24 protein-coding genes are annotated in these 26075 nt (G+C 40.5%); 6 read left to right on the plus strand and 18 right to left on the minus strand.

Going from position 1 to position 26075, the window contains the following annotated elements; all coding sequences use genetic code 11:
* Nucleotides 1–3 precede the first annotated feature (3 nt).
* Together tamB and tamA are read right to left on the minus strand one after the other, a co-directional pair.
* Nucleotides 4–3828: an autotransporter assembly complex protein TamB gene (gene tamB, locus JEP71_RS13080; RefSeq protein ID WP_198626354.1), complete on the minus strand. Its 3825-nt coding sequence runs from the start codon at nucleotides 3826–3828 to the stop codon at nucleotides 4–6.
* Nucleotides 3825–5567, minus strand: a complete 1743-nt coding sequence (tamA, locus tag JEP71_RS13085; protein WP_198620223.1) for an autotransporter assembly complex protein TamA — start codon at nucleotides 5565–5567, stop codon at nucleotides 3825–3827. The genes tamB and tamA overlap by 4 nt, the downstream gene beginning before the upstream one ends.
* A 186-nt stretch (nucleotides 5568–5753) precedes the next feature.
* Here tamA and msrA point away from each other — a divergent pair, with 186 nt between their 5' ends.
* Together msrA and JEP71_RS13095 are read left to right on the plus strand one after the other, a co-directional pair.
* A complete protein-coding gene (gene msrA, locus JEP71_RS13090) occupies nucleotides 5754–6332 on the plus strand; it encodes a peptide-methionine (S)-S-oxide reductase MsrA (RefSeq protein ID WP_232797615.1) in 579 nt (192 codons plus the stop codon).
* Nucleotides 6333–6481: 149 nt separating this feature from the next.
* On the plus strand, nucleotides 6482–7861 hold the full coding sequence (locus tag JEP71_RS13095; protein WP_109372696.1) for a hemolysin family protein: 1380 nt from the start codon (nucleotides 6482–6484) through the stop codon (nucleotides 7859–7861).
* A 79-nt stretch (nucleotides 7862–7940) separates the two neighbouring features.
* On the opposite strand, the gene JEP71_RS13100 is transcribed toward JEP71_RS13095, so the two are convergent.
* A complete protein-coding gene (locus JEP71_RS13100; protein WP_100159789.1) occupies nucleotides 7941–8147 on the minus strand; it encodes a DUF1107 domain-containing protein in 207 nt (68 codons plus the stop codon).
* Nucleotides 8148–8430: 283 nt separating this feature from the next.
* Here JEP71_RS13100 and JEP71_RS13105 point away from each other — a divergent pair, with 283 nt between their 5' ends.
* A complete protein-coding gene (locus JEP71_RS13105) occupies nucleotides 8431–8991 on the plus strand; it encodes a YtfJ family protein (protein WP_198626356.1) in 561 nt (186 codons plus the stop codon).
* Nucleotides 8992–9044: 53 nt separating this feature from the next.
* Here JEP71_RS13105 and cysQ read toward each other — a convergent pair whose 3' ends face one another.
* Nucleotides 9045–9785 carry a 3'(2'),5'-bisphosphate nucleotidase CysQ gene (cysQ, locus tag JEP71_RS13110; RefSeq protein ID WP_196533595.1) on the minus strand — a complete coding sequence of 247 codons (741 nt, stop codon included), beginning with the start codon at nucleotides 9783–9785 and terminating at the stop codon, nucleotides 9045–9047.
* A gap of 142 nt (nucleotides 9786–9927) precedes the next feature.
* Nucleotides 9928–10548: a peptidylprolyl isomerase gene (locus JEP71_RS13115; RefSeq protein ID WP_006535733.1), complete on the minus strand. Its 621-nt coding sequence runs from the start codon at nucleotides 10546–10548 to the stop codon at nucleotides 9928–9930.
* A 260-nt stretch (nucleotides 10549–10808) separates the two neighbouring features.
* On the opposite strand from JEP71_RS13115, the gene JEP71_RS13120 reads away from it, so the two are divergent.
* Entirely contained in the window at nucleotides 10809–12257 is a 1449-nt protein-coding gene (locus JEP71_RS13120) for an NAD-dependent succinate-semialdehyde dehydrogenase (RefSeq protein WP_198626357.1), read from the plus strand.
* A gap of 142 nt (nucleotides 12258–12399) precedes the next feature.
* On the opposite strand, the gene zinT is transcribed toward JEP71_RS13120, so the two are convergent.
* The 3 genes from zinT to JEP71_RS13135 are packed head-to-tail and all read right to left on the minus strand — an operon-like array spanning nucleotide 12400 to nucleotide 13436.
* Complete coding sequence (gene zinT, locus JEP71_RS13125) at nucleotides 12400–13047, minus strand: metal-binding protein ZinT (protein WP_198626358.1); 648 nt, start codon at nucleotides 13045–13047, stop codon at nucleotides 12400–12402.
* A 4-nt stretch (nucleotides 13048–13051) separates the two neighbouring features.
* Complete coding sequence (ykgO, locus tag JEP71_RS13130; RefSeq protein WP_006535739.1) at nucleotides 13052–13177, minus strand: type B 50S ribosomal protein L36; 126 nt, start codon at nucleotides 13175–13177, stop codon at nucleotides 13052–13054.
* A gap of 10 nt (nucleotides 13178–13187) precedes the next feature.
* A complete protein-coding gene (locus tag JEP71_RS13135; RefSeq protein ID WP_023583603.1) occupies nucleotides 13188–13436 on the minus strand; it encodes a type B 50S ribosomal protein L31 in 249 nt (82 codons plus the stop codon).
* Between the two features lie 235 nt (nucleotides 13437–13671).
* On the opposite strand from JEP71_RS13135, the gene JEP71_RS13140 reads away from it, so the two are divergent.
* Nucleotides 13672–15366 carry a hypothetical protein gene (locus tag JEP71_RS13140; protein WP_198626359.1) on the plus strand — a complete coding sequence of 565 codons (1695 nt, stop codon included), beginning with the start codon at nucleotides 13672–13674 and terminating at the stop codon, nucleotides 15364–15366.
* A gap of 68 nt (nucleotides 15367–15434) precedes the next feature.
* Nucleotides 15435–16079 carry a LysM-like peptidoglycan-binding domain-containing protein gene (locus JEP71_RS13145; RefSeq protein ID WP_232797616.1) on the plus strand — a complete coding sequence of 215 codons (645 nt, stop codon included), beginning with the start codon at nucleotides 15435–15437 and terminating at the stop codon, nucleotides 16077–16079.
* A gap of 85 nt (nucleotides 16080–16164) precedes the next feature.
* Here JEP71_RS13145 and rplI read toward each other — a convergent pair whose 3' ends face one another.
* The 10 genes from rplI to hflK all read right to left on the minus strand — a co-directional run bounded on the left by rplI (nucleotide 16165) and on the right by hflK (nucleotide 26035).
* A complete protein-coding gene (rplI, locus tag JEP71_RS13150) occupies nucleotides 16165–16614 on the minus strand; it encodes a 50S ribosomal protein L9 (RefSeq protein WP_023583606.1) in 450 nt (149 codons plus the stop codon).
* 40 nt (nucleotides 16615–16654) lie between these two features.
* Complete coding sequence (gene rpsR / locus JEP71_RS13155) at nucleotides 16655–16882, minus strand: 30S ribosomal protein S18 (protein ID WP_000135199.1); 228 nt, start codon at nucleotides 16880–16882, stop codon at nucleotides 16655–16657.
* 4 nt (nucleotides 16883–16886) lie between these two features.
* Nucleotides 16887–17207: a primosomal replication protein N gene (priB, locus tag JEP71_RS13160; protein ID WP_006535746.1), complete on the minus strand. Its 321-nt coding sequence runs from the start codon at nucleotides 17205–17207 to the stop codon at nucleotides 16887–16889.
* An 8-nt stretch (nucleotides 17208–17215) separates the two neighbouring features.
* On the minus strand, nucleotides 17216–17614 hold the full coding sequence (rpsF, locus tag JEP71_RS13165) for a 30S ribosomal protein S6 (protein ID WP_023583607.1): 399 nt from the start codon (nucleotides 17612–17614) through the stop codon (nucleotides 17216–17218).
* Between the two features lie 163 nt (nucleotides 17615–17777).
* Complete coding sequence (gene rlmB / locus JEP71_RS13170; protein WP_164996193.1) at nucleotides 17778–18509, minus strand: 23S rRNA (guanosine(2251)-2'-O)-methyltransferase RlmB; 732 nt, start codon at nucleotides 18507–18509, stop codon at nucleotides 17778–17780.
* Between the two features lie 102 nt (nucleotides 18510–18611).
* On the minus strand, nucleotides 18612–21104 hold the full coding sequence (gene rnr, locus JEP71_RS13175; RefSeq protein WP_198620230.1) for a ribonuclease R: 2493 nt from the start codon (nucleotides 21102–21104) through the stop codon (nucleotides 18612–18614).
* Between the two features lie 39 nt (nucleotides 21105–21143).
* A complete protein-coding gene (gene nsrR / locus JEP71_RS13180) occupies nucleotides 21144–21572 on the minus strand; it encodes a nitric oxide-sensing transcriptional repressor NsrR (RefSeq protein WP_109372704.1) in 429 nt (142 codons plus the stop codon).
* A 426-nt stretch (nucleotides 21573–21998) separates the two neighbouring features.
* Nucleotides 21999–23297, minus strand: coding sequence for an adenylosuccinate synthase (locus JEP71_RS13185; RefSeq protein WP_099076371.1), 1299 nt, complete (start codon nucleotides 23295–23297; stop codon nucleotides 21999–22001).
* A 456-nt stretch (nucleotides 23298–23753) separates the two neighbouring features.
* Nucleotides 23754–24758 carry a protease modulator HflC gene (hflC, locus tag JEP71_RS13190; RefSeq protein WP_075672791.1) on the minus strand — a complete coding sequence of 335 codons (1005 nt, stop codon included), beginning with the start codon at nucleotides 24756–24758 and terminating at the stop codon, nucleotides 23754–23756.
* Between the two features lie 2 nt (nucleotides 24759–24760).
* Nucleotides 24761–26035 (minus strand): FtsH protease activity modulator HflK, encoded by a 1275-nt coding sequence (hflK, locus tag JEP71_RS13195; RefSeq protein WP_198620231.1) that lies wholly within the window; start codon nucleotides 26033–26035, stop codon nucleotides 24761–24763.
* Nucleotides 26036–26075: the final 40 nt, after the last annotated feature.

The raw sequence follows: 26075 nt of genomic DNA on the forward strand, positions 1-26075 counted from the left end.
AATTTAAAACTCAAATTGATAAAGCAGATCTATTGCCTGATTCATACCAGACACTGCTTGTAAATACAACCTGGGCATCAAGCGATAACGTAAAGTTAACGTCGCTAGCGAATCAAATATACCCACTCCATATTTTACTTGTAGATCATTGGTTATCTTGCCACTGACCACAACTTGTGAGCTATCACCCACACCTTGCGTATCCAATGCTAAATCTGAAACACCGAAGGTTTCACCAATGCGCCCTACAAGCTGACCACTTTGACCAACACCTAATCCTATCAGCATTGCCGTCATTTGTGATGAGTCTGCATCACCACTTTTATCTAACCCTTCCCCTCTTAGCAAGTAAGATAACGCTTCTTGCTGGGTAAATGCAGGTTCAGAGAAAATTTCAACTTTAGGTTTATCTGCAAGCCCTGTCACTCGTACACCCGCAATAACATTATTTGCTGTGTTTTCAGGATTACGGATCGCTTCAATATTTAAGTAAGGCTGATCAACAGGCCCAGAGAACAAGATTTGTCCTTTACGCACTTGTAAGTCTTGTCCATAGGCTTTGAATTCCCCTTTAGGAATATCAATTTGACCATTTAAACCAAGCCCTTGTTTATTCTGATTGACTTTCAGCATGCCCGTCAATCTTGCTTTAAGCCCAAATGCGTCCAGTGTCACATCATTGCCAATATTAATCGCTAAATTACTTTGAATTGGAATGGATGTCTCTTTTGGCGCAATAGGTTGCAAGTTTTTATCCAGCATCACTTCATCAGAAGACGCTGATACCGCAGATTCTGGTAAATCTTGCACCACAATACGCGCCCAAGGAATATCAATGCGACCGTCTAATTTCAGTAAATGCGGGCTTGCTTCAAACACCAAATCAGGATTGACATCGATACGCACCATTGGCGGTAGTGCCACTCGTAACTTATTACCATTTGCAGCCACAACAGCGCGCCATTCATCTAATTTACGCCAATCTGCATTACCCGTAAGATTTAAATAACCTTCTGGTGTTTCGATTCTGCCACTTAAGTCAGAGGTTGCACCATTAAAGCTAATATCAACATTTCCTTTGGTGATATCAAATGGGATCCAATGTCCAACCACTTTTAATTGATTAATACCGAATTGACCAAATAGCAGTGGTGATTGCGCACTTCCTCCTAAACGTAATTGAGCACCCACGCTTCCTTGAGCTATTTCACCTTTCCCTAAGAACGGTTTGATTAAATCTAATGTCAGATTATCAATATCAACCGTACCAGACAGTTGGCGTTTTTTCTCAAGATCAGCAACATGCACATTACCTTTGAAGTCACCATTGCCCGCGATACTAATCAGCCATTGCAATGTGGCTTTGCCATTATTTACGCCAGCATTTAAAGTAATTGTATCAAAATCAATTGGTAAAACAGTTCCATCAATATTCTGTTTTACGCCAACACCTTGCCCTTTAAGGTTTACAGATGCTTTCGGTAATCCGCCTTTTGAATTCCACGTTGCAGTTGCATCACCCGTAAATACACCACTAACAGACGTTTCAGGCGGTAAGAAAGGTTTGATCATCGCTAAATCAAAACGCGTTAGCGTGATAGCTGCACTGCCACTTTCACCAACCGTTATCGCTTTTGGCACACAAACTTGTGCATTTGGATTTATCCAACAATGAGAGCCAATGGTAACTTCTTGCTTCTCAGCCAATAAATTCAATGCAATAGCTTTATTTAAACGCCACTCCCCTACAGGAGTATCAAATGCTGTATTATTTAGCGTTCCTTTCCATTGCTGTTTTTCTTTATCAAATGAACCCGCTAATGTCAGTCCACCAGAAACAGGCTCACCCTCCATTTTTAACGTCAGTTTATGCTGTTTTTCTGTACCAGCAGCATCCAGCGTTAAATTGCGAATAATTAAATCGGCTTGTTTTAACTGACGAGCAGTAATCGCTAGCTTGCCGCCAATTTCTTTGTCCGATTGAACATCACCTTTAATAGTGATGGATTCAACACTAACTTGATCTTGCCATTTAATACCATGAGCATTGATATCAGCGATAATCTTAGGTGTATTAATATCACCTCGAATATTCACTTTGCCCTTAATCACACCTGCTAATCCTGGTACTAAACCATTTAAACCAGGTGCATTGATATTGGCATCTAATGCCCACTTGTCGCCTAAATGTCCTTCAATATCGAGATTATTTTTACCTAGAATGAGCTTTAGTTGCGGGATATTCCATTGACCAGAATCGTTGCCATACGCGTTCCCTCTCGCCTTAATCAAATTATTTTTGAAATTACCATCTAAGGTGATTTCAGGAACACGTAATTGCCAACTGCCACCATATAAACTGCCCGTTGTAGCAATGCGCCCATCTAATTTCGCGGGCATATTTGGGTATTGTTTAACGGTATTAATACCTGAAATGGTTAATAACGCATTCCAGCTAATTGCTTTACTCCAATCGGCAATCCCCGTGATATCAGCATGACCTTGTAATGCAGCTAAACGCAGACGTGTTAATTCAATTTTTTCTTCATTACCTTTTGCATCCAGCATTAATTTCGCAGGTGGGATCTCTTGACCTTCAATATCTGAGCGTAATGAAAGATCGTAGTTATCTGTCTGACCATTTAAACGCAACCGAGTATCATTGAGTTGATACTGCACATCCCCCGTTAACGGCCAGCGGACTTTTTGACTCTCTAAGGTTAATTTTAATGGAAGGTGTGGTTTTGCCAGTTCAGCTTGAGCGTCTAAAGTTGCTGTAACCGTTCCTGTTAAAGAGAGTGCTAATTTAAGCTCTTCAAGTAATGCGCCTTGCAAAGAAAGCGTCGCTTTTTGATCTTTAAAATCTTCAAGCCCTGCAACATCACGAATAGTCGCATTCACATCTAAATTAACAGACCATTGTTTATCTAAGGTAATTCCCCCATTTAAACTAACTTCACCTTCTGGTGCATCAACAGTTAATTTAGTGAGATTAACTTGCTTACCTTTCGTATTGGCTTCAAAAGATAATTGGTTAATCGTAACAGGTGTATCCCCTGTTATTTGTAACTGCTTACCTTCAATACCTTCAACATTCACATCAACAGGAATAATAATTTCGGGTAAATCAGCTAACAGAGGTTTAGCAAAAATCGCTTTAATCGTGTCGGCTAATGCCTGTTCTTTTTCTTCTGGTGTTGTGGGTTCAGCTTGAGGTTTTGCCGTAGCAACTTCTTTTACATCTTGAGCCGTTGCTTCAACACTTCCTTCTTCTGGTGCCTTTGGTAATGCCACCAGCAAATCATTAATGAGTGTTGGATTTAATGTAACTTGACGACCTTCCCACTGTGCGCCTGTTTTAAATTCACCAAGTGAGATCGCCATATCGTCAATCTTCACATGCGTATTTTCTAATGAAAGTGAATTTAAATAGATAGGTAATGGTGCATTAAGCTCAGTTAAAGGCTCTGAAGGTGGCGTTTCTTCAGAAGGAGGGAAAGCACTAGTATCAATATTAACAACAACATCTCGCGTGCCTAATGTATCGACACAAACTTGTTTATCAGTCAGGCACGCTAAACGTAATCCTAATGACAATTCACCCACATTAACGTCAACACCAGGCATTTGATATTCAACACCGGTTAAACGTAGATCTTGCCAGCCTCCGTTAACCTCTTTAATGGCTAAACCGGGAACCCAACGCGCTGCGCTGTTAATGGCAAAATGTAAGCCTGACTGTGTGCCTAAAATCCAAGCTACAGCACCGAAAGTAAGCAAAATAAGGATAAGGAGGGTAAGTGCAATCCATTTCAACCACTTCTTCATAACTCTGCTCCTAACCCGATATAAAACTGGAGTCTACGTTTATCTACATCACTAACAGGTAATGCTAAATCAAATTTAATGGGACCAACAGGTGATGCCCAACGAACACCCGCACCCGCACCTGTTTTAAAATCACTTCGAGTAAAATCATTGACTGCTTCACCGCTATCAATAAAGACTGCACCCCACCAGTTTCCTGTCACGTTATATTGGTATTCGGCTGAACCAACTAACATTCTTGAGGCACCCGTTAAGTTACCTTTGCTATCTTCAGGTGAAATGCTTTGGTATTTAAAACCACGAACACTTCTATCACCACCCGCAAAGAAACGAAGTTCAGGTGGCACTTGCCCAAAAGCATTGGTTTCAATCCAACCAAAATTGCCTCTGACAACAAAACGATGTCCTTCCCAAGGCGTGCGTATCCACACTTGTTGAGCATTGAAAGCTAAGAACTCAACATCAGAACCCCAAATTTTATTTGAGTAATTTATAGAGTAACGTTGGCTATCTCCCCAATAAGGCATCATGCCACCACGTTGACGAACCCGACTCGCATTAACCCCTGGGTATAACAGCATGGTAGTATAAGTGTCTTGCCCTTGAGTAAAGTGGCTAAGGCTCCAGCGGGTATTTACGCTATATTGCCAACCTGTAGACATATCCCAATTTCGAGAAAGGTTCAGCGTTGTAGTATCAGAACGCGTGTCATTATAGTCGGTTCTCTTAAAACCACCGTCTACCGCATAATATTGCTCTAATGGATTAATTTTTAATGGGATTTTGTATTTTGCACCAATAGATTGTTCGGGTTGAGAAATACTAAGATCTGACGTCAGGCTATGACCACGAGAATTCATCCAAGGTTTATTCCACTGCATATTCAACCTAGGCCCTACATCAGTTGCATAACCTCCCCCTAATTCAACGTAGTTACGAGAGCGAGGAGTGACAACCGCATCCATAGGTAGCAAATAAGAATGTTCACTGCGTGCTTTTGCGATATCAGGCGTCACAAGTGCTGAGTTAAACCAACCTGTTGCCGCTAAACGTCGATTAAATTCGGCAAGCTCTTCTGAGGAGTAATATTGCCCTTCTTTAAAAGGAACAATATTTTGTAGATAGTCTTCACGGATTTGAGAGCCAGTATAATTCACCTTACCAAAACGGTAACGTTCACCGCTATTAAAGACAAAATCCCAATAAGAGGCGTGATTATCTAAAGAAACACCAAGCTGACTTTTTTCCATTTCAGCATCAAAGTAGCCACGGCGAACGGCAAGCCCTGTTAACGAACCTTTGAGTTTTTCATAATCACCATGATTTAACACGCTATCAAGTGGCGGGGTGTTCTCTTTAATGACCTTAGCATATTGCTCATCGGTTTTAGCGCCACCTTCAAGAACAATATCCACACCTTTGAGTAAAATAGGAATACCCGGCTCTACTTTTGCCGTTAATATCGAACGTGCTGGCGGTGTATTTTCTTGATAAGAGAATGTCACAGTAGGCTGATAATAGCCTAATGGGCGAAGTCCTTCTTGAATTGCCTTTTCAACACGCGCACGAAAACGCCCGTCAGGTGCAACTTCTTCTGTTGTAATGTTTGATAGCTGGACTCGCGCATTTTTTTCGAGTTGCCCTTCTAAACCTTCTACTTTTAAACGCAAATTTGCCCCATAGGCAACAGGTGCGATAAAAGACAGACAGAGAACGTAGATAACGGAGTATCTCGGCACGTTTTCTCCTCAATATGATTTAATCCATGTGATGAATTGACGACAAACTATTTTAAGCTTTATTGTAGATTTAGTTTATAACAATATTAAGCCTTTACCATAGTAAAGCGTTTACAAATATAAAAACTGGAGTCTACCTTGCAACATAAAGCTTACCAACCAAAGAATGCCTTAAGGGGTACTTCGATGCCATTAGAAATATCTGCTAATCATGCAGTAAATGGGCATTCTATTAATGATATTCCTGAAAAGATGAGTATCGCTTATTTTGCGATGGGCTGTTTTTGGGGAGTTGAACGTCTGTTTTGGCAACAACAGGGCGTTTACTCAACAAGTGCGGGTTATAGCGGTGGTGTAACAGAAAACCCAACCTATCAACAAGTTTGCCAAGGATTAACAGGTCATAGTGAAGTCGTGAGAGTGGTTTTTGATCCCTCAGTGATTAGCTATTCACAACTTTTGGCTCTTTTTTGGGAAAATCACAATCCATCACAAGGTATGCGTCAAGGTAACGATATTGGCAGCCAATATCGCTCGGCAATTTACACGGTTAATGCAGATCAATATGCGCAAGCTATTGAGTCCAAAAAACGCTATCAACAAGCTATGAATACTCAAGGTGCTACTGAAGTAATCACCACAGAAATTCAGCCAGCGGGCCCTTTTTATTTTGCTGAAGATTATCACCAACAATATCTCTATAAAAACCCACAAGGTTATTGTGGATTAGGTGGGATAGGTATCTGTTATCCTCCTGAAAAGTAAAACTAGCAGAAAATAGCAGGGCGATGATATAATTGCGCCCTCTTATCTTTCTTTGTGAATAATTTCATCACAATATATTGATTTATCTTCTATTTTAACACTCTAGTATTACCCTTTGGACTAAATACTTGGGGTGGTGTGAGCCTTATATGCTTAATAGTTTACTCATTGTGCTTTTGCTCTGTGCTATCAGCGCCTTTTTTTCGCTGTCTGAAATCTCTCTTGCTGCTTCTCGTCGAATTAAGCTCAAACAACTTGTTGATGAGGGCAATATTAACGCTGCTCGTGTATTAAAAATGCAAGAAATGCCGGGCATGTTTTTTACCGTTGTGCAAATTGGATTAAATGCTGTCGCTATCTTAGCGGGTATTGTGGGTGAATCTGCATTTTCGCCTTCATTAAAAAGCTTTTTCCTACAATTTTTTGATGAAGCACTCTCACAACAATTAGGATCGATTTGCTCTTTTATTATTGTCACATCAATGTTTATTTTACTGGCTGACTTAACGCCAAAACGCATTGGTATGATAAAACCAGAAGCTATCGCATTAAGAATTGTGAACCCAATGCGTTTCTGCCTTGCCTTCTTTCGCCCGCTGGTTTGGTTATTCAATGGCATGGCTGATCTTATCTTTAAATTATTTAAAATCCCGATGGTGAGAAATGAAGATATTACTTCTGATGATATTTTTGCCATTGTAGAAGCGGGGGCTGTTGCTGGTGTTTTACGTAAACAAGAACATGAACTGATTGAAAACGTCTTTGAGTTAGAGTCACGCACTGTCCCTTCGGCCATGACACCACGAGAAGATGTGGTCTATTTTGATCGTGAAGAAACAGAAAGTGATATCAAAGAAAAAATTGCCACACAGCCTCACTCTAAATTCTTGGTTTGTGAAGGCGATATCGACCATATTATTGGTTATGTTGATTCTAAAGAGCTTCTTAATCGCGTTATTAACGGACAAAGCTTAAACCTCAATGAAGGTGTTCATATCCGTAAAGCGCTGATTATTCCTGATACATTAACGCTTTCAGATATGCTGGAAAGCTTTAAAACATCTGGTGAAGACTTTGCCATCATCCTTAATGAATACGCGATGGTGATGGGTGTGATTACGTTAAACGATGTAATGACAACCTTGATGGGGGATTTAATTGGACCAGGGCAAGAAGAACAAATTGTGAGCCGTGATGAGCACTCATGGCTAGTTGAAGGCGGTACGCCAATTGATGATGTAATGCGCGTTCTTGATATTGATGATTTCCCTGATTCAAGTAACTACGAAACCATTGCGGGCTTTATGATGTACCGTTTACGTAAAATTCCAAAACGTACTGATTATGTGAAGTTCTCAGGGTATAAATTTGAAGTTGTCGATATTGATAATTACAAAATAGATCAATTACTCGTAACTAAAGTTGATGATATTCCACCGGTTAAACCTGTTTTGCAAGAACACGTTCCTGTTGTACAGACAACAACCGAAGTCGATATCAAAGTAGATGAAAATAAAACGACAAGTTAACTAGTAACAAATTGAAATTAATAACTGAGTCTTATCGAAAGTTTTCACGAGAAAGACTCAGTTATCTATCAGATAAAAGTTAGCCCAGTTCTGCTTTCAGTAAAACCACCTGCTGGTTCACTTCACTCATCACATTAAAATGTAGCTTATCTTTTATTTTAGGCAGTAGTATTTTGCCATAATCGAATTCAAATGCACCCATTCCTTTGATGTAAAACCGTCCACGAAATAACGTCTTAACGTAGAGAGCAATTTTTTCAGGGTTATAGCGATTGAAGATTTTCATCTTTCAGTTAGTCTCCCATGCTCGTTGTTGAGTTTAATAAGTCATAAAGACTTATCTTTATATATCAAATTTAAAGACCTAATTATAAGTACTAGGTTCAACTTATTTGATTTTCTTATCTGTTTTTACATTTATTGACAGTAAAGAATATAAATAAAGATAGTGTGTGTGTTATTTTACCCACTCAATGTTAAATAAATGTATCAGTGATGAGGTATTATTCTTCACTAGCTTCTATGCTTAGATAGAATCTAACGTCGATTTCAATAATAGGACAATGGCTATGCACAAAATAACCTTAGCTGCTCTTTTACTCAGCACATCCACATGGGCGTTTGCACATAACATCACTGAAAATACAGTACTTCCTGCTGTCACAATCAATGACAAAGGTGAGCTACTTTATGACACAACCAAAGATAAGTTTAGCTACCAAAATTGGAATAGTGGTCTGCTCAGTGGAAAAGTACGTACTGTTCAGCATATAGCAGGACGTAGCAAGGCTAAGGGGATGAATGCACCGTTTATTGAAGCCGTAAAACTGGCTAAATTCCCACATACCAGTTATCAAACTACAACGATTATTAATACTGATGATGCAGTCTTTGGCACAGGTCCATTTGTTCGTAGCAGTGTTGAAGACAGTAAAAAAGAATTTCCTTGGTCACAGTTTATTGTTGATGCCGATGGCGTAGCATTAAAAGGCTGGGGATTAGAAAAAGAGAGTTCAACTATTGTTGTTTTAGATAAGCAAGGTAAGGTTCGTTTCGTCAAAGAAGGTGTATTAAGCGGTGCGGAGATTACGACGGCAATCAACCTTATCAACGATTTAATTAAAGAATAGCTTACCATGTCAGAGCCCTTTCACATCAAGGGCTCCAACTTCATCTGGTCTATTTAAAAAATAGAAACTCTAAATCCTGGGTTTATCAGCGATTCTTTAGGGGAATAATCTAACGTGATCCCTTTCCAATCGGTGACATGCGCACCAGCGGCAATCGCAATGGCATGACCTGCGGCAGTATCCCATGTGTGTGTTGGTCCAAAACGAGGATAAAGTTGCGCTTTACCTTCCGCCACAAGACAAAATTTTAAAGAAGAGCCAACGGCAACCGTTTGATGTTCGCCAAGTTGAGATAAATACTCTTTTAATTCATCATCTTGATGAGAACGACTAATCACAATCACTGGTGGTTCAGCACGGCTCGCATGAATAGGTAATTTCCGACCACACATTTCTTTCCATGCTTGTTTATTGGCAGCCGCATATAACACATTTTGAACCGGTGCATAAACAACGCCTAAAACGGGAATACCTTTTTCAATTAAGGCGATATTCACCGTAAACTCACCATTTTTGCTAATAAATTCTTTAGTTCCATCTAGAGGATCAATCAACCAATAGCGATCCCAATGACGGCGAACTTCCCATTCAGGGGGATCTTCTTCAGATAATTGAGGTATATCTGGGGCAATAGAAGCAAGTCCTTGTTTGATAATTTGGTGAGCGGCCAAATCAGCCTCTGTGACAGGTGAATTATCACTTTTTTCCTGTACTTGGATAGGCTCTGATTGCTGGTAGATTTGCATTATCGCCATACCTGCTTGGCGGGCTAATTTGCTGACTTGTTCTAACATCATGCACCTCTCTTATTTTTATAAGCAGATAACGCCCCTTATAAAAATTAATTACCCGACTATCTCTTTATTTTAGTATAGAGACAAAAATAGCTGGCAAAAACCAGCTATTTTTTACTCTGATTTACCGCAGAATAAGAAATTATAAAATTTCTAATAATTCTACTTCAAATACTAATGTCGCGAATGGAGGAATAGCTGCACCCGCACCACGTTCGCCATAAGCTAATTGGTAAGGAATATATAATTCCCATTTTGAACCTACTGGCATTAATGTTAATGCTTCAATCCAGCCTGCGATAACGCCATTTACTGGGAATTCAGCAGGTTGGCCACGTTGAACTGAGCTATCAAACACAGTACCATCAATTAAACGACCCGTGTAATGAACACGAACATGATCAGTACGCGCAGGGATTGCACCTTCACCCGCTGTCAGTACTTTGTACTGTAAACCTGATTCTGTAACCTGAACGCCTTCATTTTTCACATTTTCTTCTAAGAAAACTTTACCAGCATCAGCCAGCTCTGCTTGGCGTTCTTGACGAACAGCTTCAGCACGCTCGTGCATAGTACGTAAGGCATTGTGTAATGTTTCAACAGGTACAGAAGGCGCATTACCTTCTAATGCATCGGTCAAGCCAGCTAACAGTGCTGCGGGCTCTAATCCTTGAAGACCTGATTCAGTCAGTTGTTGACCGACTTGCAGACCAATACCGTAACTTGCCTGTGATTCAATAGAATCAAATGATGGTTTTGACATGAAAAATACCTGTTTTTTATGAAAGTTAAACCCAAGAATAACAGTGGTAAGGTACAGCGTAAACCTTCAGTCTTGAGTAATGGGGATTATTCATTAAAAACATAAGCAATTGACCCTATTCACCTCAATTTGACATTTTTTTCTTGGCATTTGTCATACTTATTTTCACAACATCGCAACACAGGCATATAATTATAAGCAGGCACCGAACTGCCTAGCCTTATAAATATCAATATATAATATGTTCAGAGAGGTATTAAGTGAAGATAACGACAAATCCCTATTTCCGTGAACAAGGCTATATTGATGGTCTTTGGTGTAATGCTAAAAATAACGAAACCGTTGATGTTATCGATCCTGCTACAGGTGCTCTACTTGGTACTGTACCCAATATGGCAACACAAGAAGCAATAATGGCTGTTGATGCTGCACAAAAAGCCTTACCAAAATGGCGTGCACTTACAGCACATCAGCGCGGAGCATTATTGCAAAACTGGTTTAGATTAATCACTGAAAATAAAAGAAAACTTGCTGAATTAATGACCCTTGAGCAGGGTAAACCTGTTGCTGAAGCTGAAGGTGAAATTACTTATGCTGCTTCTTTTATCGAGTGGTTTGCAGAGCAAGGTAAGAGAACCAACGGTGAAATTATTCCCTCACCTTCTGCTGATAAACGCTTGATGGTGATTAAACAAGGTATTGGTGTTTGTGCTGCCATTACGCCTTGGAACTTCCCTGCTGCTATGATCACCCGAAAAGCCGCACCAGCATTAGCCGCGGGTTGCACCATGGTGATTAAACCAGCCAATGAAACACCTTATACCGCATTGGCTTTAGCGGAATTAGCAGCTCAAGCAGGTATTCCTGCGGGTGTTATTAATATTGTTACAGGTGATGCCATTAAAATTGGCGAAGTCTTCACCTCTGATAATCGCGTTCGTAAATTAAGTTTTACGGGTTCAACAGGCGTTGGACGTTTATTAATGCGCCAATGTTCTGATAGCGTAAAAAAAGTCTCTTTAGAATTGGGCGGCAATGCACCATTTATCGTGTTTGACGACGCTGATATAGATAAAGCCGTTGAAGGGGCTATGGGCGCTAAATTCCGCAATGCAGGACAAACCTGTGTTTGTGCTAACCGTTTTTATATTCATAAAGATGTTTATCAACAATTTAGTGAACGCTTTGTTGCTGCTGTTAAAAAACTCAAAGTGGGTAACGGTTTTAAAGAAGGAGTCACTATTGGGCCTCTTATTAATCGCAAAGCAGTTGAAAAATCACAATCTTTACTGGCTGACACACTAAAACGTGGCGCTACACTACTTTGTGGTGGTGAAAGCGATAAAGCGGGTGAAAATTTCTTCCAACCTACTGTTGTGGGTAATGTTCCCGCAGATAGTCATATTCTTGAAGAAGAGATCTTTGGCCCTGTGGCACCTTTAGTTATCTTTGAAAATGAAGATGAAGTAGTGCATTTAGCGAATAACACGATTTATGGTTTAGCCGCTTATTTTTATAGTGAAAATCCACAACGTATTTGGCGTGTCGCTGAAAATTTAGAATACGGCATGGTGGGCATTAATACAGGTTTAATTTCCAATGAGGTTGCACCATTTGGTGGCATTAAACAATCAGGTTTAGGTCGTGAAGGCTCTGAACACGGCATTGAAGACTATATGGAAATGAAATACCTCTGCCAAGGGTTATAAATAATCGTTAACCCAACTTATAAAAGTAAGTCAGCATGGATGCTACTGCTTTTTCCTTTTTTATCATTATTGTTAAGAAAAAATACCCTCGGTAATAACCAAGGGTATAAGGTGTTAGCCCAATATTTTTATCAATTAGTTATCAGTGATAAAGCATTTCATGAACAATATCATCTGCCTTCATAGAATAAGGATAGTAAGTTGGCCAATTACTCAACTCTTTAAGTAATTCCTCTTGCGATGTATTGCCCATATATAAATGGAAATGCCCTGCTTTCTCTGGTGCAATAATATGGTCGCTAAATTGAATAAATTTAGGTGCTTGGCTTGTAGCATCGTCACATCTAAATAAATAACGAACCCCTTTTTTACCAGACTCATAATGTAAAATACGATAACCATCATAGTGATATTCGCAACTCTCTACTTTCTCACCTTGATGAAATTCAATGATATTATTTTCAATACCAATCATATCCACATCTGTTTTGTAGCCTTGTGCGTAGTAGGCACGATACTCTTCAACAGTTTTATCTTTTTTCGTCTCTGCCTTTTTCTGTAAAACAACATCGAGTTCGCCACTAAGAAGATAAGGCTCTACAGATTGCCATACCCCTTCCCAATCGCTGAGTTTACGATCGAGAACATCCTTGTCCTCGAAAATCCCATTCGCTGCATCTCGCTGTGCTTGTGTTTGTACTTTTTCATGATGGTGACCATGTGCTAAAACCGACATTGCACTACCCAATAATCCCATAATCAAAACACAAGAAAGAATTGGTTTTTGCATGATCTTACCCCTGAACAGCTTTAAAACGTGGATTTGACTTACAAATTACATAAAGGCGACCACGGCGACGCACCACTTTACAATCTGGATGGCGTTGTTTAGCGCTTTTCAATGAACTTAATACCTGCATTTTTTCTTCCTTACTTAATAAATTGACCAAAACGTTTATTAAAGCGTGCCACATTACCTTCTTGAGAATGAGTCTTCTGCTTACCGGTATAAAATGGGTGTGATTGAGAGGAGACATCTAATGTCACATAAGGGTATGTTTGCCCCTCATACTCTATTGTCTTTTCCGTTTGGATGGTTGAACCCACTTTAAAATAAGCATCTGCACTAGTGTCATGGAAAATCACTGTTCGATATTGAGGGTGGATACCTAGTTTCATAATAAACCCCATTTATTTGTAATGTTATAATATAACAAATATAGAATTGCGCTAATGTACCGCTTTTTAATTTTATTGACCAGTTTTTTTTGATTTGTTTTTTATCTCAAGAAGGGAGGTATGTTTCGGGTAGGGATTTTTTAAGTGATATAAGTGGATTTTCTGGCTTTTTTTGTCCAGCTTTCCTATTTTCCGCTAAAGTTATACTAAGACGGCAAAACAAATAGGATCTATTATGACTAATTGGCGCGATAAGCTTTTCAGTAAGTCACCTCTGTCTATCGACCTCACAATAGACTTTCCTAAGGTTTGTCCTTCTTCTGTTCCTTCAATTCTTTCACAATTAGCTCCTTATGAAATAGGTGATACACCTTTACCTGATGAATTAAATCTATTGTCAGACTCTCACCTAAAAATAAAATCTGATTATGATTCAATCCCTTTTAGTTGGTCAGCAGGTGCTCGCGAAGGTATTATTTTGCACCAACGAATAGGTCGAGCGATTGAACAACAGCCTTCTCAAAAAGTATGTGAAGAATTTGCCTTGTCGCTCTATCATGCAATAAAGCATGTCGTTCTTTTGCCTGATAAAGAGCATGTCGATTCTTTTTATTTAATGGCCTGCCAAGATAAACTCGCGCCTATTACCTATCTTTCACATCTGATAGAGAAAATAGAACAAGATGAAACACTGATTAATCATGAGATCTATTTTCAACTCATTTTATGGATCTTGAAGTTAAGTCCTGATAAGAATCCGATCAAAATCGCCTTAGGGCTATTAGGATCGTTTCACGATAGTACTTCTCAACGTTTACTTTTATTGTTTGCTCTTCACCCTGAATTTACACTTTATGCTATTCGATCGCTGAAACAGCGTCTCTCCTGTGAAGAATTTGAGCCTTTTTTATATTCCCTAGGTCAACGAACTAAAGGCTGGGGACGTATTCAATTTATCGAACATCTGCCTTCAACACTGTCTGTTAATAATCGCTATTGGCTGCTGACTGAAGGGTATAAAAATAATGTGATGACAGAATATGTGGCCTATGACTGTGTCACAAAAGGGGCATTATTAGCGATGTTGAACACGCATCCTTTAGATAATGAGTTACTACTTGGTTGTAGTGATCTTTTACGCGCACTGCTTAATGGAGGTCCTGCAAAAGATATCTATGATTATGTAGAGGGCACCCAAGCGTGTAATGCTTTTATTTCACAAGTCGATACTTTGCCACCAAAAGAGTTAAAGCTCCTTTATTGTGTCTGTGAAATCGCTGATTTTGTGCAAAATAGTGGTGAAGATTGGTTATTACTTGAGTCTCTCGGCTGGAACGATCAATGCCAACAACAAATTATCTCTGCTTCGCAAAATATTATTCAAAAACCAGAATGGTCGACACTCATTATCGAAGCATTACAAAATCCTTCTCGCGCAAAAAATTACCAAGCAAGCCTTGTCGCTAAATCTCTTCGCCTTGATATTTGGGAATTACTCTTTTCACTACAAAAAGACAACCCCAATGCGGATTGGTGGCACCAATTAATGCAAACAGATGCTTCTCACAAAATAGAAAGAGTAGTTAAACTTGCAGAACAACAAATTGAATTAACAGCATTAGATAGCATAGATGATCCATTAATAACTACCGACTCTGAATATCAGTCTCATCATGCCGTTGAATATATTATGCAAGATCTTGGTGGTTTTCCTGGTATCGGCTGGTCACTTATCAAAAGGCAATTACGCAGTCCAACATTGCGTGATAGAAATATGGCGCTGAATGTTCTTTCAACATGGTCTGACACATTATTGCCTCATGATCTTTATGGTGAATTAACGCAGGCTTTAACCATAGAAACTGATAAAAATGTGTATCAACGTATGAAACTGTTTTTAGTTAACCATCAAGGGAATAAAGAACATTAACGGTTAGAGCGAATAGATAATTCTGAAAAGAATTCAGGGAGCAGGTTAGGATCATGGTTCGTGCTAGTATGGCTACAAGGAATAAAAAAGATGTTACAGCAATTCATAATACTGATTCACAGATCAATAATGAGGTGAATATGGGCAAATTCCCTGGCTTACATCGTCGAGCAATACTGGCTATTGCTATTGCTTTATTGGTCGTGTTTTTTTGGCCGACAAGTGAAAACACTAGTGAGCCACCTCAACCATCATCATCAACGCATGATCTTCCTGTGCCAATAGCATCTACCAATGATCCAGCGTATCAAACACCGATCCCTCAAGCACAAATAAACTCAAATGCCGAACCTGGGATTTCTCCATCAATTGAGGCTCCAACGACAAATGATCCTGAGGGAAATATTGCTCAAACAACACCGCAACAAGACACTCAATCAACACCAGCGCAAACATGGCAGACTTACACCATTAAAGAGGGGCAAACCTTAGCGCAGCTTTTTAGAGACAATCAACTTCCTGTCAATGATGCATTTTCTATGGCGAAATCAGAAGACCAACAGAAATCATTAAGCCAATTGCGCTCAGGGCAAGCTATTCGCTTACAGCGTAATCCACAAGGTGATGTCAGTATGCTAGAAGTGACAAATAGCGCCGGTACTGTTATCACTTACACTCGTTTGAGTGATGGAAGTTATTACCGTACACCATAGTAAAAAAGCCTTTATTTATCCAAAAAAAAACGCCAGCTAAGCTGGCGTTTTTCTTTTTTATCAACATTAACTGTTTAATCAGAGATTATTCAGCAACGATGATAACATTCAGTTCAGCGAATACGTCACTGTGAACTTGGAAGTGAACTTCGTGGTCACCAGTAGTACGCAGAACGCCATTTGGCAGGCGAACTTCGCTCTTACACATTTCAACGCCAGCTGCAGTTACTGCATCAGCGATGTCACGAGTACCGATTGAACCAAACAGTTTACCTTCGTCACCCGCTTTAGAGCTGATAGTGACAGAACCCAGTGCATTGATCTTCGCTGCACGAGCTTCAGCTGCTGCTAAAGTTTCAGCTAATTTAGCTTCTAACTCAGCACGACGCGCTTCGAAAAACTCGATGTTTTTCTTAGTCGCAGAAACAGCTTTACCCTGTGGGATTAAATAGTTACGAGCATAGCCCGATTTTACGTTAACCTGATCACCCAGGCTACCCAGATTCGCTACTTTATCAAGCAGAATAATTTGCATTACCTTATCCTCTACAAGTCATTAATGGACTATATACCTATTACTGATGACGATCAGTATAAGGTAATAAAGACAGGTAGCGTGCGCGCTTGATAGCACGAGCCAGCTGACGCTGGTATTTTGCACGAGTACCGGTGATACGACTTGGTACAATTTTACCACTTTCAGTGATATAGTTTTTCAGCGTAGCGATATCTTTATAATCGATCTCTTGTACGCCTTCTGCTGTGAAACGGCAGAACTTACGACGACGGAAATAACGTGCCATATGGCTAGTCTCCAGAATCTATCAATTCAATCTGCTCGGCATGAAGCACCAATTTAAACAATCCATTTCGCGCCTGATGGCTACTAATGAATCCAGAAACGGTGATTTGGCTGCCGACCGTTATACTGTGAGTAACTGCTTGTAACGCTTTCCCGCTAGCAATAATGGGCATTCGACACCATGATTGTCTTTTTAATCCCGCCTCTTCTTGTATTGAACGATGTTCAATAACAAATTGACAGTGCGGGATCCCAGCGGGGCTAACTTTTCGAATTAATGCTTTGCACACTGTGCCAGTTAGCACCAAATGATTATTAGCCGTCACAGCACTAATTACTCTTCAGAATCCTCTGCTACATCATCAACTTCATCTTCATCATCGAGGTCATCAGCGATATCACGACGGCGTTCGTCTTTTGCTTTAACCATTGGAGAAGCTTCAGTTACTGCGTGTTTAGTACGCATAATCATGTTGCGGAGAACGGCATCGTTGAAACGGAAAGTAGTTTCCAGTTCATCAATCACTTCCTGCGGAGCTTCAACGTTCATCAGAACGTAATGTGCTTTGTGCAGTTTGTTGATTGGATAAGCTAATTGACGACGACCCCAGTCTTCTAGACGGTGGATCTGACCATTTGCATTAGTGATAGCGGTTTTATAACGCTCGATCATGCCCGGAACTTGTTCGCTCTGGTCAGGATGAACCATAAAAACGATTTCGTAATGACGCATTTGATATTGCTCCTTACGGATTTATCAGCCTCCTGTCAGGGTCAGTCACCACCCATGGAGGCAAGGAACTTGTTTAAGTTGTGACTGAAAAAATTGACGCGTAACTATACCCCCGCGGCCAATAAAACTCAAGGGAGTATAGAGAATAAAATAAACTCAGCGATTATTTAACAATAATACGCTGGCGCATCGCTTCAAATAAGCAAACGCCGGTTGCCACAGAAACGTTGAGTGAAGACACCGTACCCGCCATTGGGATACTAATCAGCTCATCACAATGCTCTCGAGTTAAACGACGCATACCTTCACCTTCAGCGCCCATCACTAATGCCATTGGGCCAGTGAGTTTGCTTTGATATAAAGTATGGTCTGCTTCGCCTGCTGTGCCGACAATCCAAACGTTCTCTTCTTGCAGGAAACGTAATGTACGAGCAAGGTTAGTCACTTTAATTAAAGGAACACTTTCTGCTGCACCACAAGCCACTTTTTTGGCTGTTGCGTTTAATTGTGCAGAACGATCTTTGGGAACGATAACAGCATGCACACCAGCTGCATCTGCGCTACGTAAACAAGCCCCTAAATTATGGGGATCAGTAACACCATCTAGCACTAATAAGAAAGGTGTGCCGACTTTAGCTAATAAGTCTGGTAAATCTTGTTCTTGATACTGACGACCGGGTTTTACTTTAGCAATAATACCTTGGTGAACAGCACCTTCTGTTTGGCTATCTAACCATTGACGATTAGCCACTTGAACCAGAATACCTTGAGCTTCTAATTCATGAATAACAGGTGTTAAACGGCGGTCTTCGCGCCCTTTTAATACATAAACTTCTTTAAAACGTGCAGGATCACGCTCAAGTAATGCGGTTACTGCGTGAATACCATAAATAATTTCTTCGCTCATAGCGGTGCTTACTCATTAAAAAATAAAAGGCACAAAACAGATAAAAGGCGGAGTCTCCGCCTTTTAAAAAAGAACCAGAAGAACGAAACTTTATGCGTTATCGCGTTTGGCTGCGCGTTTAGCTTTAAGTTTTGCCTCTATCTTTTTGGTTTGTGATGATGCTTTCTTACGTTTGCTACTTGCTTTATCTTTCGCAACTTGGTCTTTTACAGCTTTGTCTTTGCTCGCATTACCTCGACCTGATGATTTGCCTTTTTTGAAAGCACTATCTGGCTCAAAGTTTTTGTCTTTGCTTGCATCACGACGACGAGACTTACTAGAACTTGCGTTTTTCTTGTCTTTTTCACCTTTTAGGCCACGAACACGGGCTGTTTTACCCGGATTACGCGCGGTACGTGTTGTTGAAATTAAAGAGAAGTCAATAGTACGTTCATCCATACTCACTGCTTCCACTTTCACTTCCACTTCATCACCAAGGCGATAAACTTGCCCTGAAGACTCACCAATCAAGCGCTGACCAACATTGTCATATTGATAGTAATCATTATTTAATGTGGAAACATGCACCAAACCATCGATAAACAGATCGTTTAAGCGGACAAAGAAACCAAAGCCCGTTACGCTGGTGATAATACCTGTAAATTGTTGACCAATTTGATCCAGCATAAAGTCACATTTCAGCCAATCAGCGACATCTCGTGTTGCTTCATCAGCACGGCGCTCCGTTAAAGAGCAGTGCTCGCCTAATTGCAACATGGTGTCCATATCACTATGGTAGCCACCTGTTGGTGTCCAACGCTGTGAACCGTGACCTGCTTGTTTCGCAATTTGATATTTAATTGCACGATGCAAGGCTAAGTCAGGATAACGACGAATTGGCGAGGTAAAGTGAGCATAAGATTTCAATGCTAAACCAAAGTGTCCACGATTTTCAGGATCGTAAATCGCTTGCTTCATAGAACGTAAGATCATGGTTTGCAGCATTTCACGATCAGGGCGCTCTTCAACCTCTTTCATAACACGCGCGTAGTCTGCTGGCTCTGGCGTTAAGCCTCCTGGCAACGTTAACCCTAATTCATTAAAGACTGAACGCAAATTCAGGACGCTCTCTTCTTTGGGCTTATCATGAATACGATAAAGTGCAGGTTCTTCATTTTTCTCAACAAAGCGAGCGGCTGCGATATTAGCAAGGATCATGCACTCTTCAATCAATTTGTGTGCATCATTACGAACCACTGGCTCAATACGCTCAATACGACGCTCTGCATTAAAGATAAACTTCGCTTCTTCTGATTCAAAACCAATCGCACCACGTTGCTCACGCGCTTTATCTAGCACTTGATACAATTCATATAGATGCTCAATATCTTGAACGATAGGTTTATAGTGTTCACGCAGTTCCTCATCACCTTGAATGATTTTCCACACTTTGGTGTAAGTCATTCGTGCATGAGAACTCATGACTGCTTCATAGAATTTATAAGAAGAAAGACGCCCTTGTTCAGAAATCGTCATCTCGCAAACCATACATAAGCGGTCAACTTGTGGATTTAATGAACACAATCCATTAGACAGAACTTCTGGCAACATCGGCACTACTTGAGAAGGAAAATAAACAGAGTTTCCTCGGCTACGCGCTTCTGTATCTAATGCCGTTTGTGGACGCACATAATAGCTCACATCCGCAATTGCGACCCATAAACGCCAGCCACCGCCTTTCTTACGTTCACAATAAACCGCATCGTCAAAATCTCGTGCATCTTCACCATCAATGGTAATTAATGGTAATTTGCGTAAATCAACACGTCCTTGCTTAGCTGATTCTGGAACTTCTTCTTTTAAATCAGCAACTTCTTTTGTAACTTTTTCAGGCCATGTATAAGGGATCTCATGAGTACGCAGGGCGATTTCTACTGCAATACCTGTTCCCATCGTTTCGCCTAGGATCTCAACGATACGTCCTACTGCTTGAGTGCGACGAGTAGGTCTTGTTGTGATTTCAACAACAACCACATTTCCCATTCGTGCGCCCATGATATCTTCTTTAGGAATAAGAATATCAAAGCTTAAACGGCTATCATCAGGTACAACAAATCCCATACCTGACTCAATAAAATAGCGACCTACAATTTGGTTATTTCGTGGTTCAATAACACGAACAACACGACCTTCACGGCGACCTTTTCTATCCATACCTAAAGGTTGAGCAAGGATCACATCGCCATGCATAGTTTTTTTCATTTCATCTTGTGAAAGATAGAGGTCATCTTTTTGACCTTCTGCACGTAAAAAACCATAACCATCTCGGTGACCGATTACCTTGCCTTTCCACAAATCAAGGCGTTCAGGTAATGCGTAGCATTGGCGACGGGTAAAAACTAATTGGCCATCACGTTCCATTGCTCTTAAACGGCGACGCAACGCTTCTAAGTCTTCTTCACCAGAAATTTTTAACGCCTGTGCTAAATCTTCACGACTCATTGGTGCCGTGCGTTTTTTCATTTCTTCTAAAATATATTCGCGACTAGCAATTGGAGAGGCGTATTTCTCTGCTTCTCTATCCTGAAAAGGATCTTTTGACATTATGACCTCCAAGCTATCAGATTTGATGAAATAGTAGACTCAAACATCTTCTAATAACAATTTATATAAGGAGCTATTATTTTCAACTAGCTCGGCGAGTGTGTGACGGTCTAACTCTTTCAAAAACTGCTCAATTGCCTGATTTAACACCAGTTTTAGTCGACAAGCTGGGGTAATGTGGCAAAACTCAGCACTACAGTTTACTAATGAAAGTGGCTCTAAAGCACGAACAACCTCACCCACGATGATGTTTGTTGCAGGCTTGCCTAAACGGATCCCTCCATTTTTACCGCGAATAGCCTCAACAAAACCTAAATGGCTAAGTTGATTAATAATTTTCACCATATGGTTACGCGAGACACCATAGACTTGTGTCACTTCAGTGATACTCGTCATTTTGCCTTCTGGCAGTGAAGCCATATATATCAATGCCCGCAATCCATAATCTGTAAAACTGGTTAATTGCACAATGACCTCTGAAAAGTGGTTTTCCCTATTAAAGTCGTTAAGGGATCAGTAATTATTAATGAGAATATCATTTTATTAAGCAATATTATGTTTAATTTTTGGACATTTAGCAAAGATATGCTCAAAAGTGAGTTATTTCCGTCTCTCACTTGACTATTAACAAAATAATAGCGATATCACAGACAAAGAAAAAGCGATACTGTCGATTTTCAACAGATCGCTTTCTTATTTCTGATATTACAACAATAACATTGTCTTACTGTTTTTTACGCGTTACTGATAGAACAGAAGCAAAACCGAGTGTAAAGCTGTCTTATCTTATGTGTAACACGTATTTTTATCTCAATTTAACCAACAAACAGATACGAAAAAATCGCCCCTGTCATTTTCAGGGACGATGTTCACATCAAACCAATTTAATGCAAATTATGCATCAAATGGATGACGGAGAATGATGGTTTCTGAACGGTCTGGACCAGTAGAAACGATATCAACAGGAACACCTGTCAGTTCTTCTACACGTTTGATGTAGTTCAGCGCTGCTTGTGGCAGTTGAGCATGATCTTTCACACCAAAAGTACTTTCGTTCCAACCTGGCATTGATTCGTAGATAGGCTCGATACCTTCCCAATCATCAGCTGCTAAAGGTGTTGTATCAATCACTTCACCATTTGGTAAACGATAACCAACACACAGTTTCACTTCTTTCAGACCATCTAACACATCCAGTTTAGTCATACAGAAACCAGACAGTGAGTTGATTTGAACAGCGCGACGAATAGCGATGATATCTAACCAGCCAGTACGACGGCTACGGCCTGTAGTTGCACCAAATTCTTGGCCTTTCTCACGTAAGAAGTCACCCACTTCATCAAACAATTCAGTTGGGAATGGACCTGCACCTACACGAGTAGAGTAAGCTTTGATGATCCCTAATACGTAACCAACATAGCGAGGGCCTAAACCTGAACCTGTTGCCACACCACCAGCGGTTGTGTTTGAAGAGGTTACATACGGATAAGTACCGTGGTCGATGTCTAATAAAGTACCTTGTGCACCTTCAAACATCACTAACTCACCGTTTTGTGTTGCTTTGTACAGTAAGTCTGAAACATCAACAACCATACCTGTCAGAATATCAGCGATTGCCATGATATCGTCTAAGGTTTTTTGGTAATCAACAGGTTCAACTTTGTAGTAGTTCACCAGTTGGAAGTTATGGTATTCGATGATTTCTTTGAGTTTTTGTGCAAACGCTTTTTTATCAAACAGATCGCCAACACGTAAACCGCGACGAGCAACTTTATCTTCGTAAGCAGGACCGATACCACGACCTGTTGTACCGATAGCTTTTTCGCCACGCGCTTTTTCACGCGCATTGTCTAATGCGATGTGATAAGGAAGGATTAATGGGCAAGCTTCAGACAGAAGTAAACGAGAACGAACAGGAATGCCACGATCTTCAAGTTGAGTCATTTCCTTCATCAGGGCTTCTGGCGATAAAACGACACCGTTTGCTATGATGCTAACAACATTTTCACGGAGAATGCCTGATGGGATTAAATGAAGAACGGTTTTTTCACCGTCGATGACTAGAGTGTGGCCTGCGTTATGGCCACCTTGGTAGCGAACAACATATTTAGCGCGTTCTGTCAGCAAATCGACTATCTTGCCTTTGCCTTCGTCACCCCACTGGGTGCCCAATACGACAACGTTATTACTCATTTCAAAATACACTCGGTTGCTTAAAAAAGGATTCTACCATCTCAATTCAAGAGTTACAGTAGATTTTATCTAATTATGTCATCCCCGCTTTTAAGCAATAGATTACCTTGCCATTGTCAATATTTTTGCCCGAAAAATCCGCATCACAAACGTATTGTGAATTTTATCAACAGTTTTGATCGCAAAAACAGGAAGCAGAGTGACATAAAAGTGAAAATGGCGAAGAAGACGCTTCGGAATTGCCGAAGGTTTATCTTGAAATGCAATTTTCACTTTATACTATCCCAGCTAAAACCATTTTGGAAACCATTAAGCGTAAATTTTCATCTTTTTATGCACAATTATTTATTTCTTAGCTAGATTACTCGCTTTATCTTATTGATATCAAAAAAAATCCCCCACTTTTTAAGGTGGAGGATTTTATTATTTACTCAAACGGTTTAATACGTTTGGAAATTACTCTTCAATCGCTCGCGCTTTTGTTGGTGCTTTCATATAGCGTAAGAAATCGCTATCTGGGCTTAACACCATGACGTCATTGCCATCTTGGTTAAAGCTCTTTTCATAAGCACGTAAGCTACGAATGAAGGCATAGAAGTCTGGATCTTGGTTGAACGCATCAGCAAACAGTTTAGTCGCTTGAGCATCACCTTCACCGCGAAGACGTAATGATTCACGCTCAGATTCAGCAAGTGTCTCTGTTACGGTCTTATCCGCAGCTGCGCGAATTTTCACAGCTTGCTCTTGACCTTGTGAGCGGTGACGACGAGCAACGGCTTCACGCTCTGCACGCATACGCTGATAAATCGCCTCAGAAACTTCCATAGGTAAGTTGATTTGCTTGATTCGAACGTCAATCACTTCAATACCTAAAGCCGCCATACTGTTCATATTGATAGCAGGCGCTTGACCTTTGGTTTCTTCAGCTACTTTCTTCGCAGCAATGGCAATCGCATCATCAGCAGCACTTGAATCACGAGATGGAGTACCTTCATTCAGTGCATTACGAACATCAATGGTTAAACGACCACGAGAATCCGTAATAATTTGGTTTACGCTCATACGACCAATCTCAGAACGTAAGCGGTCACTGAATTTACGACGCAGTAATGTTTCCGCTTGCGTTGTATTACCACCACCTGTTGCCAGATAGTAGGTGCTGAAATCACTGATACGCCATTTCAGATAAGAGTCGACTAATAAGTCTTTATTCTCGCCTGATAAGAAACGGTCTTGCTGGATATTCATAGTTTGAATACGCGCATCCAGTTTTTTCACATTCTCAATAAATGGAATTTTAAAGTGAAGACCAGGTTCATAAACAACAGGTTTATTTTCAGCATCACGTACAACTTTCGCAAAGCGTAAAATAATACCACGCTCATACTGTTGAACGACAAATACAGAAGAGTACAACAACGCTAAAATAATAACTGCAACAACAGCGATAACTTTACGCATGATTATTGTCCTCCTTGATTATTGCCGTAAGGCTGACCATAACCGCCATTATTACTACCATATCCACCATTACCATAAGTCGTTGTCGCTGGTTTTTGTGTCGGTGCTGGATTTGCAGCTGGAGCAGGTGCCGTTACACGAGCTGGCGCCTCAAACGTATTCGATGGTGTAGATTGAGGTTGCTGACGTAACATTTGCTCTAAAGGCAGCACTAACATGCTGTTACCTTTATCATTAGCGATAACTTTACGTGTTTTTGATAGCACTTTTTCCATCGTTTCAATGTAAAGACGCTCGCGAGTAATTTCAGGAGCAGCACGATATTCAGGTAAGATTTTAGCAAAGCTTGCTACCTCACCTTCTGCTTTCATCACCACACTGGTTTTATAAGCCGTCGCTTCTTCAATCATACGTTGCGCGTTACCTTTTGCTAACGGTAACACTTCGTTTTTATACGCTTCAGCTTGACGAATTGTTTTTTGTTCTTCTTCACGGGCAGCGATTACGTCATCGAATGCCGCTTTTACCGCTTCTGGTGGGCGAGCAACTTGGAAGTTGACGTCCACAATCGAGATACCCATGTTATAAGGACGGATAGTCTCTTCTAATTCTTGACGTGTTTGGTCACGAATTTCTGAACGGTTAGAAGTCAGAATTTTTTCCATTTCTGAACGACCAATAACGCCACGTACTGCGCTGTCAGTTGCCTGACCTAAGCTGTTAATTGGTGTTGTCAGGTTAAACAGGAATGTTTCTGGATCGGAGACAACATACTGCACGTTTATCTCAACTTGAACCATGTTTTCATCTGACGTTAACATCATGCCACCCGTAGTTAAATCACGGATAGTTTTTACGTTAACAGGCTGAACTTCATCAATGAAAGTCGGTTTCCAGTTCAGACCAGGTTCAACGATTTGGTAAAATTTACCAAAACGAGTCACTACGCCTTGTTCTGCCTCTTTGATGGTATAAAAACCACTTGCAGCCCAAACCACGACTACCGCACCTAATGCAAGAGAAATCAAAAGATTTCCAGCATTACTACGAGGACCGCCATTTTGCCCAGAAGAGGAGTTTCCACCTTTTTTACCGCCGAAACCACCAAGCTTTTCACTCAGTTTACGGAACATATCATCGAGATCTGATGCTCCGCGATTCCGACCTCCTTGATTGCCGTTAGAGTTACCGTTGCCATCGCCATTATTATTGCCGCTGTTTCGGTTACCCCACGGGTCGCGGTCTTGTCCGTTGTTACCGGGCTGATTCCACGCCATGTTCTAGCTCCATTATTATGATTAGATTTATCAGGCTTAA

The organism is Proteus sp. PR00224 (genome assembly GCF_016238105.1).
Lineage (GTDB): Bacteria > Pseudomonadota > Gammaproteobacteria > Enterobacterales > Enterobacteriaceae > Proteus.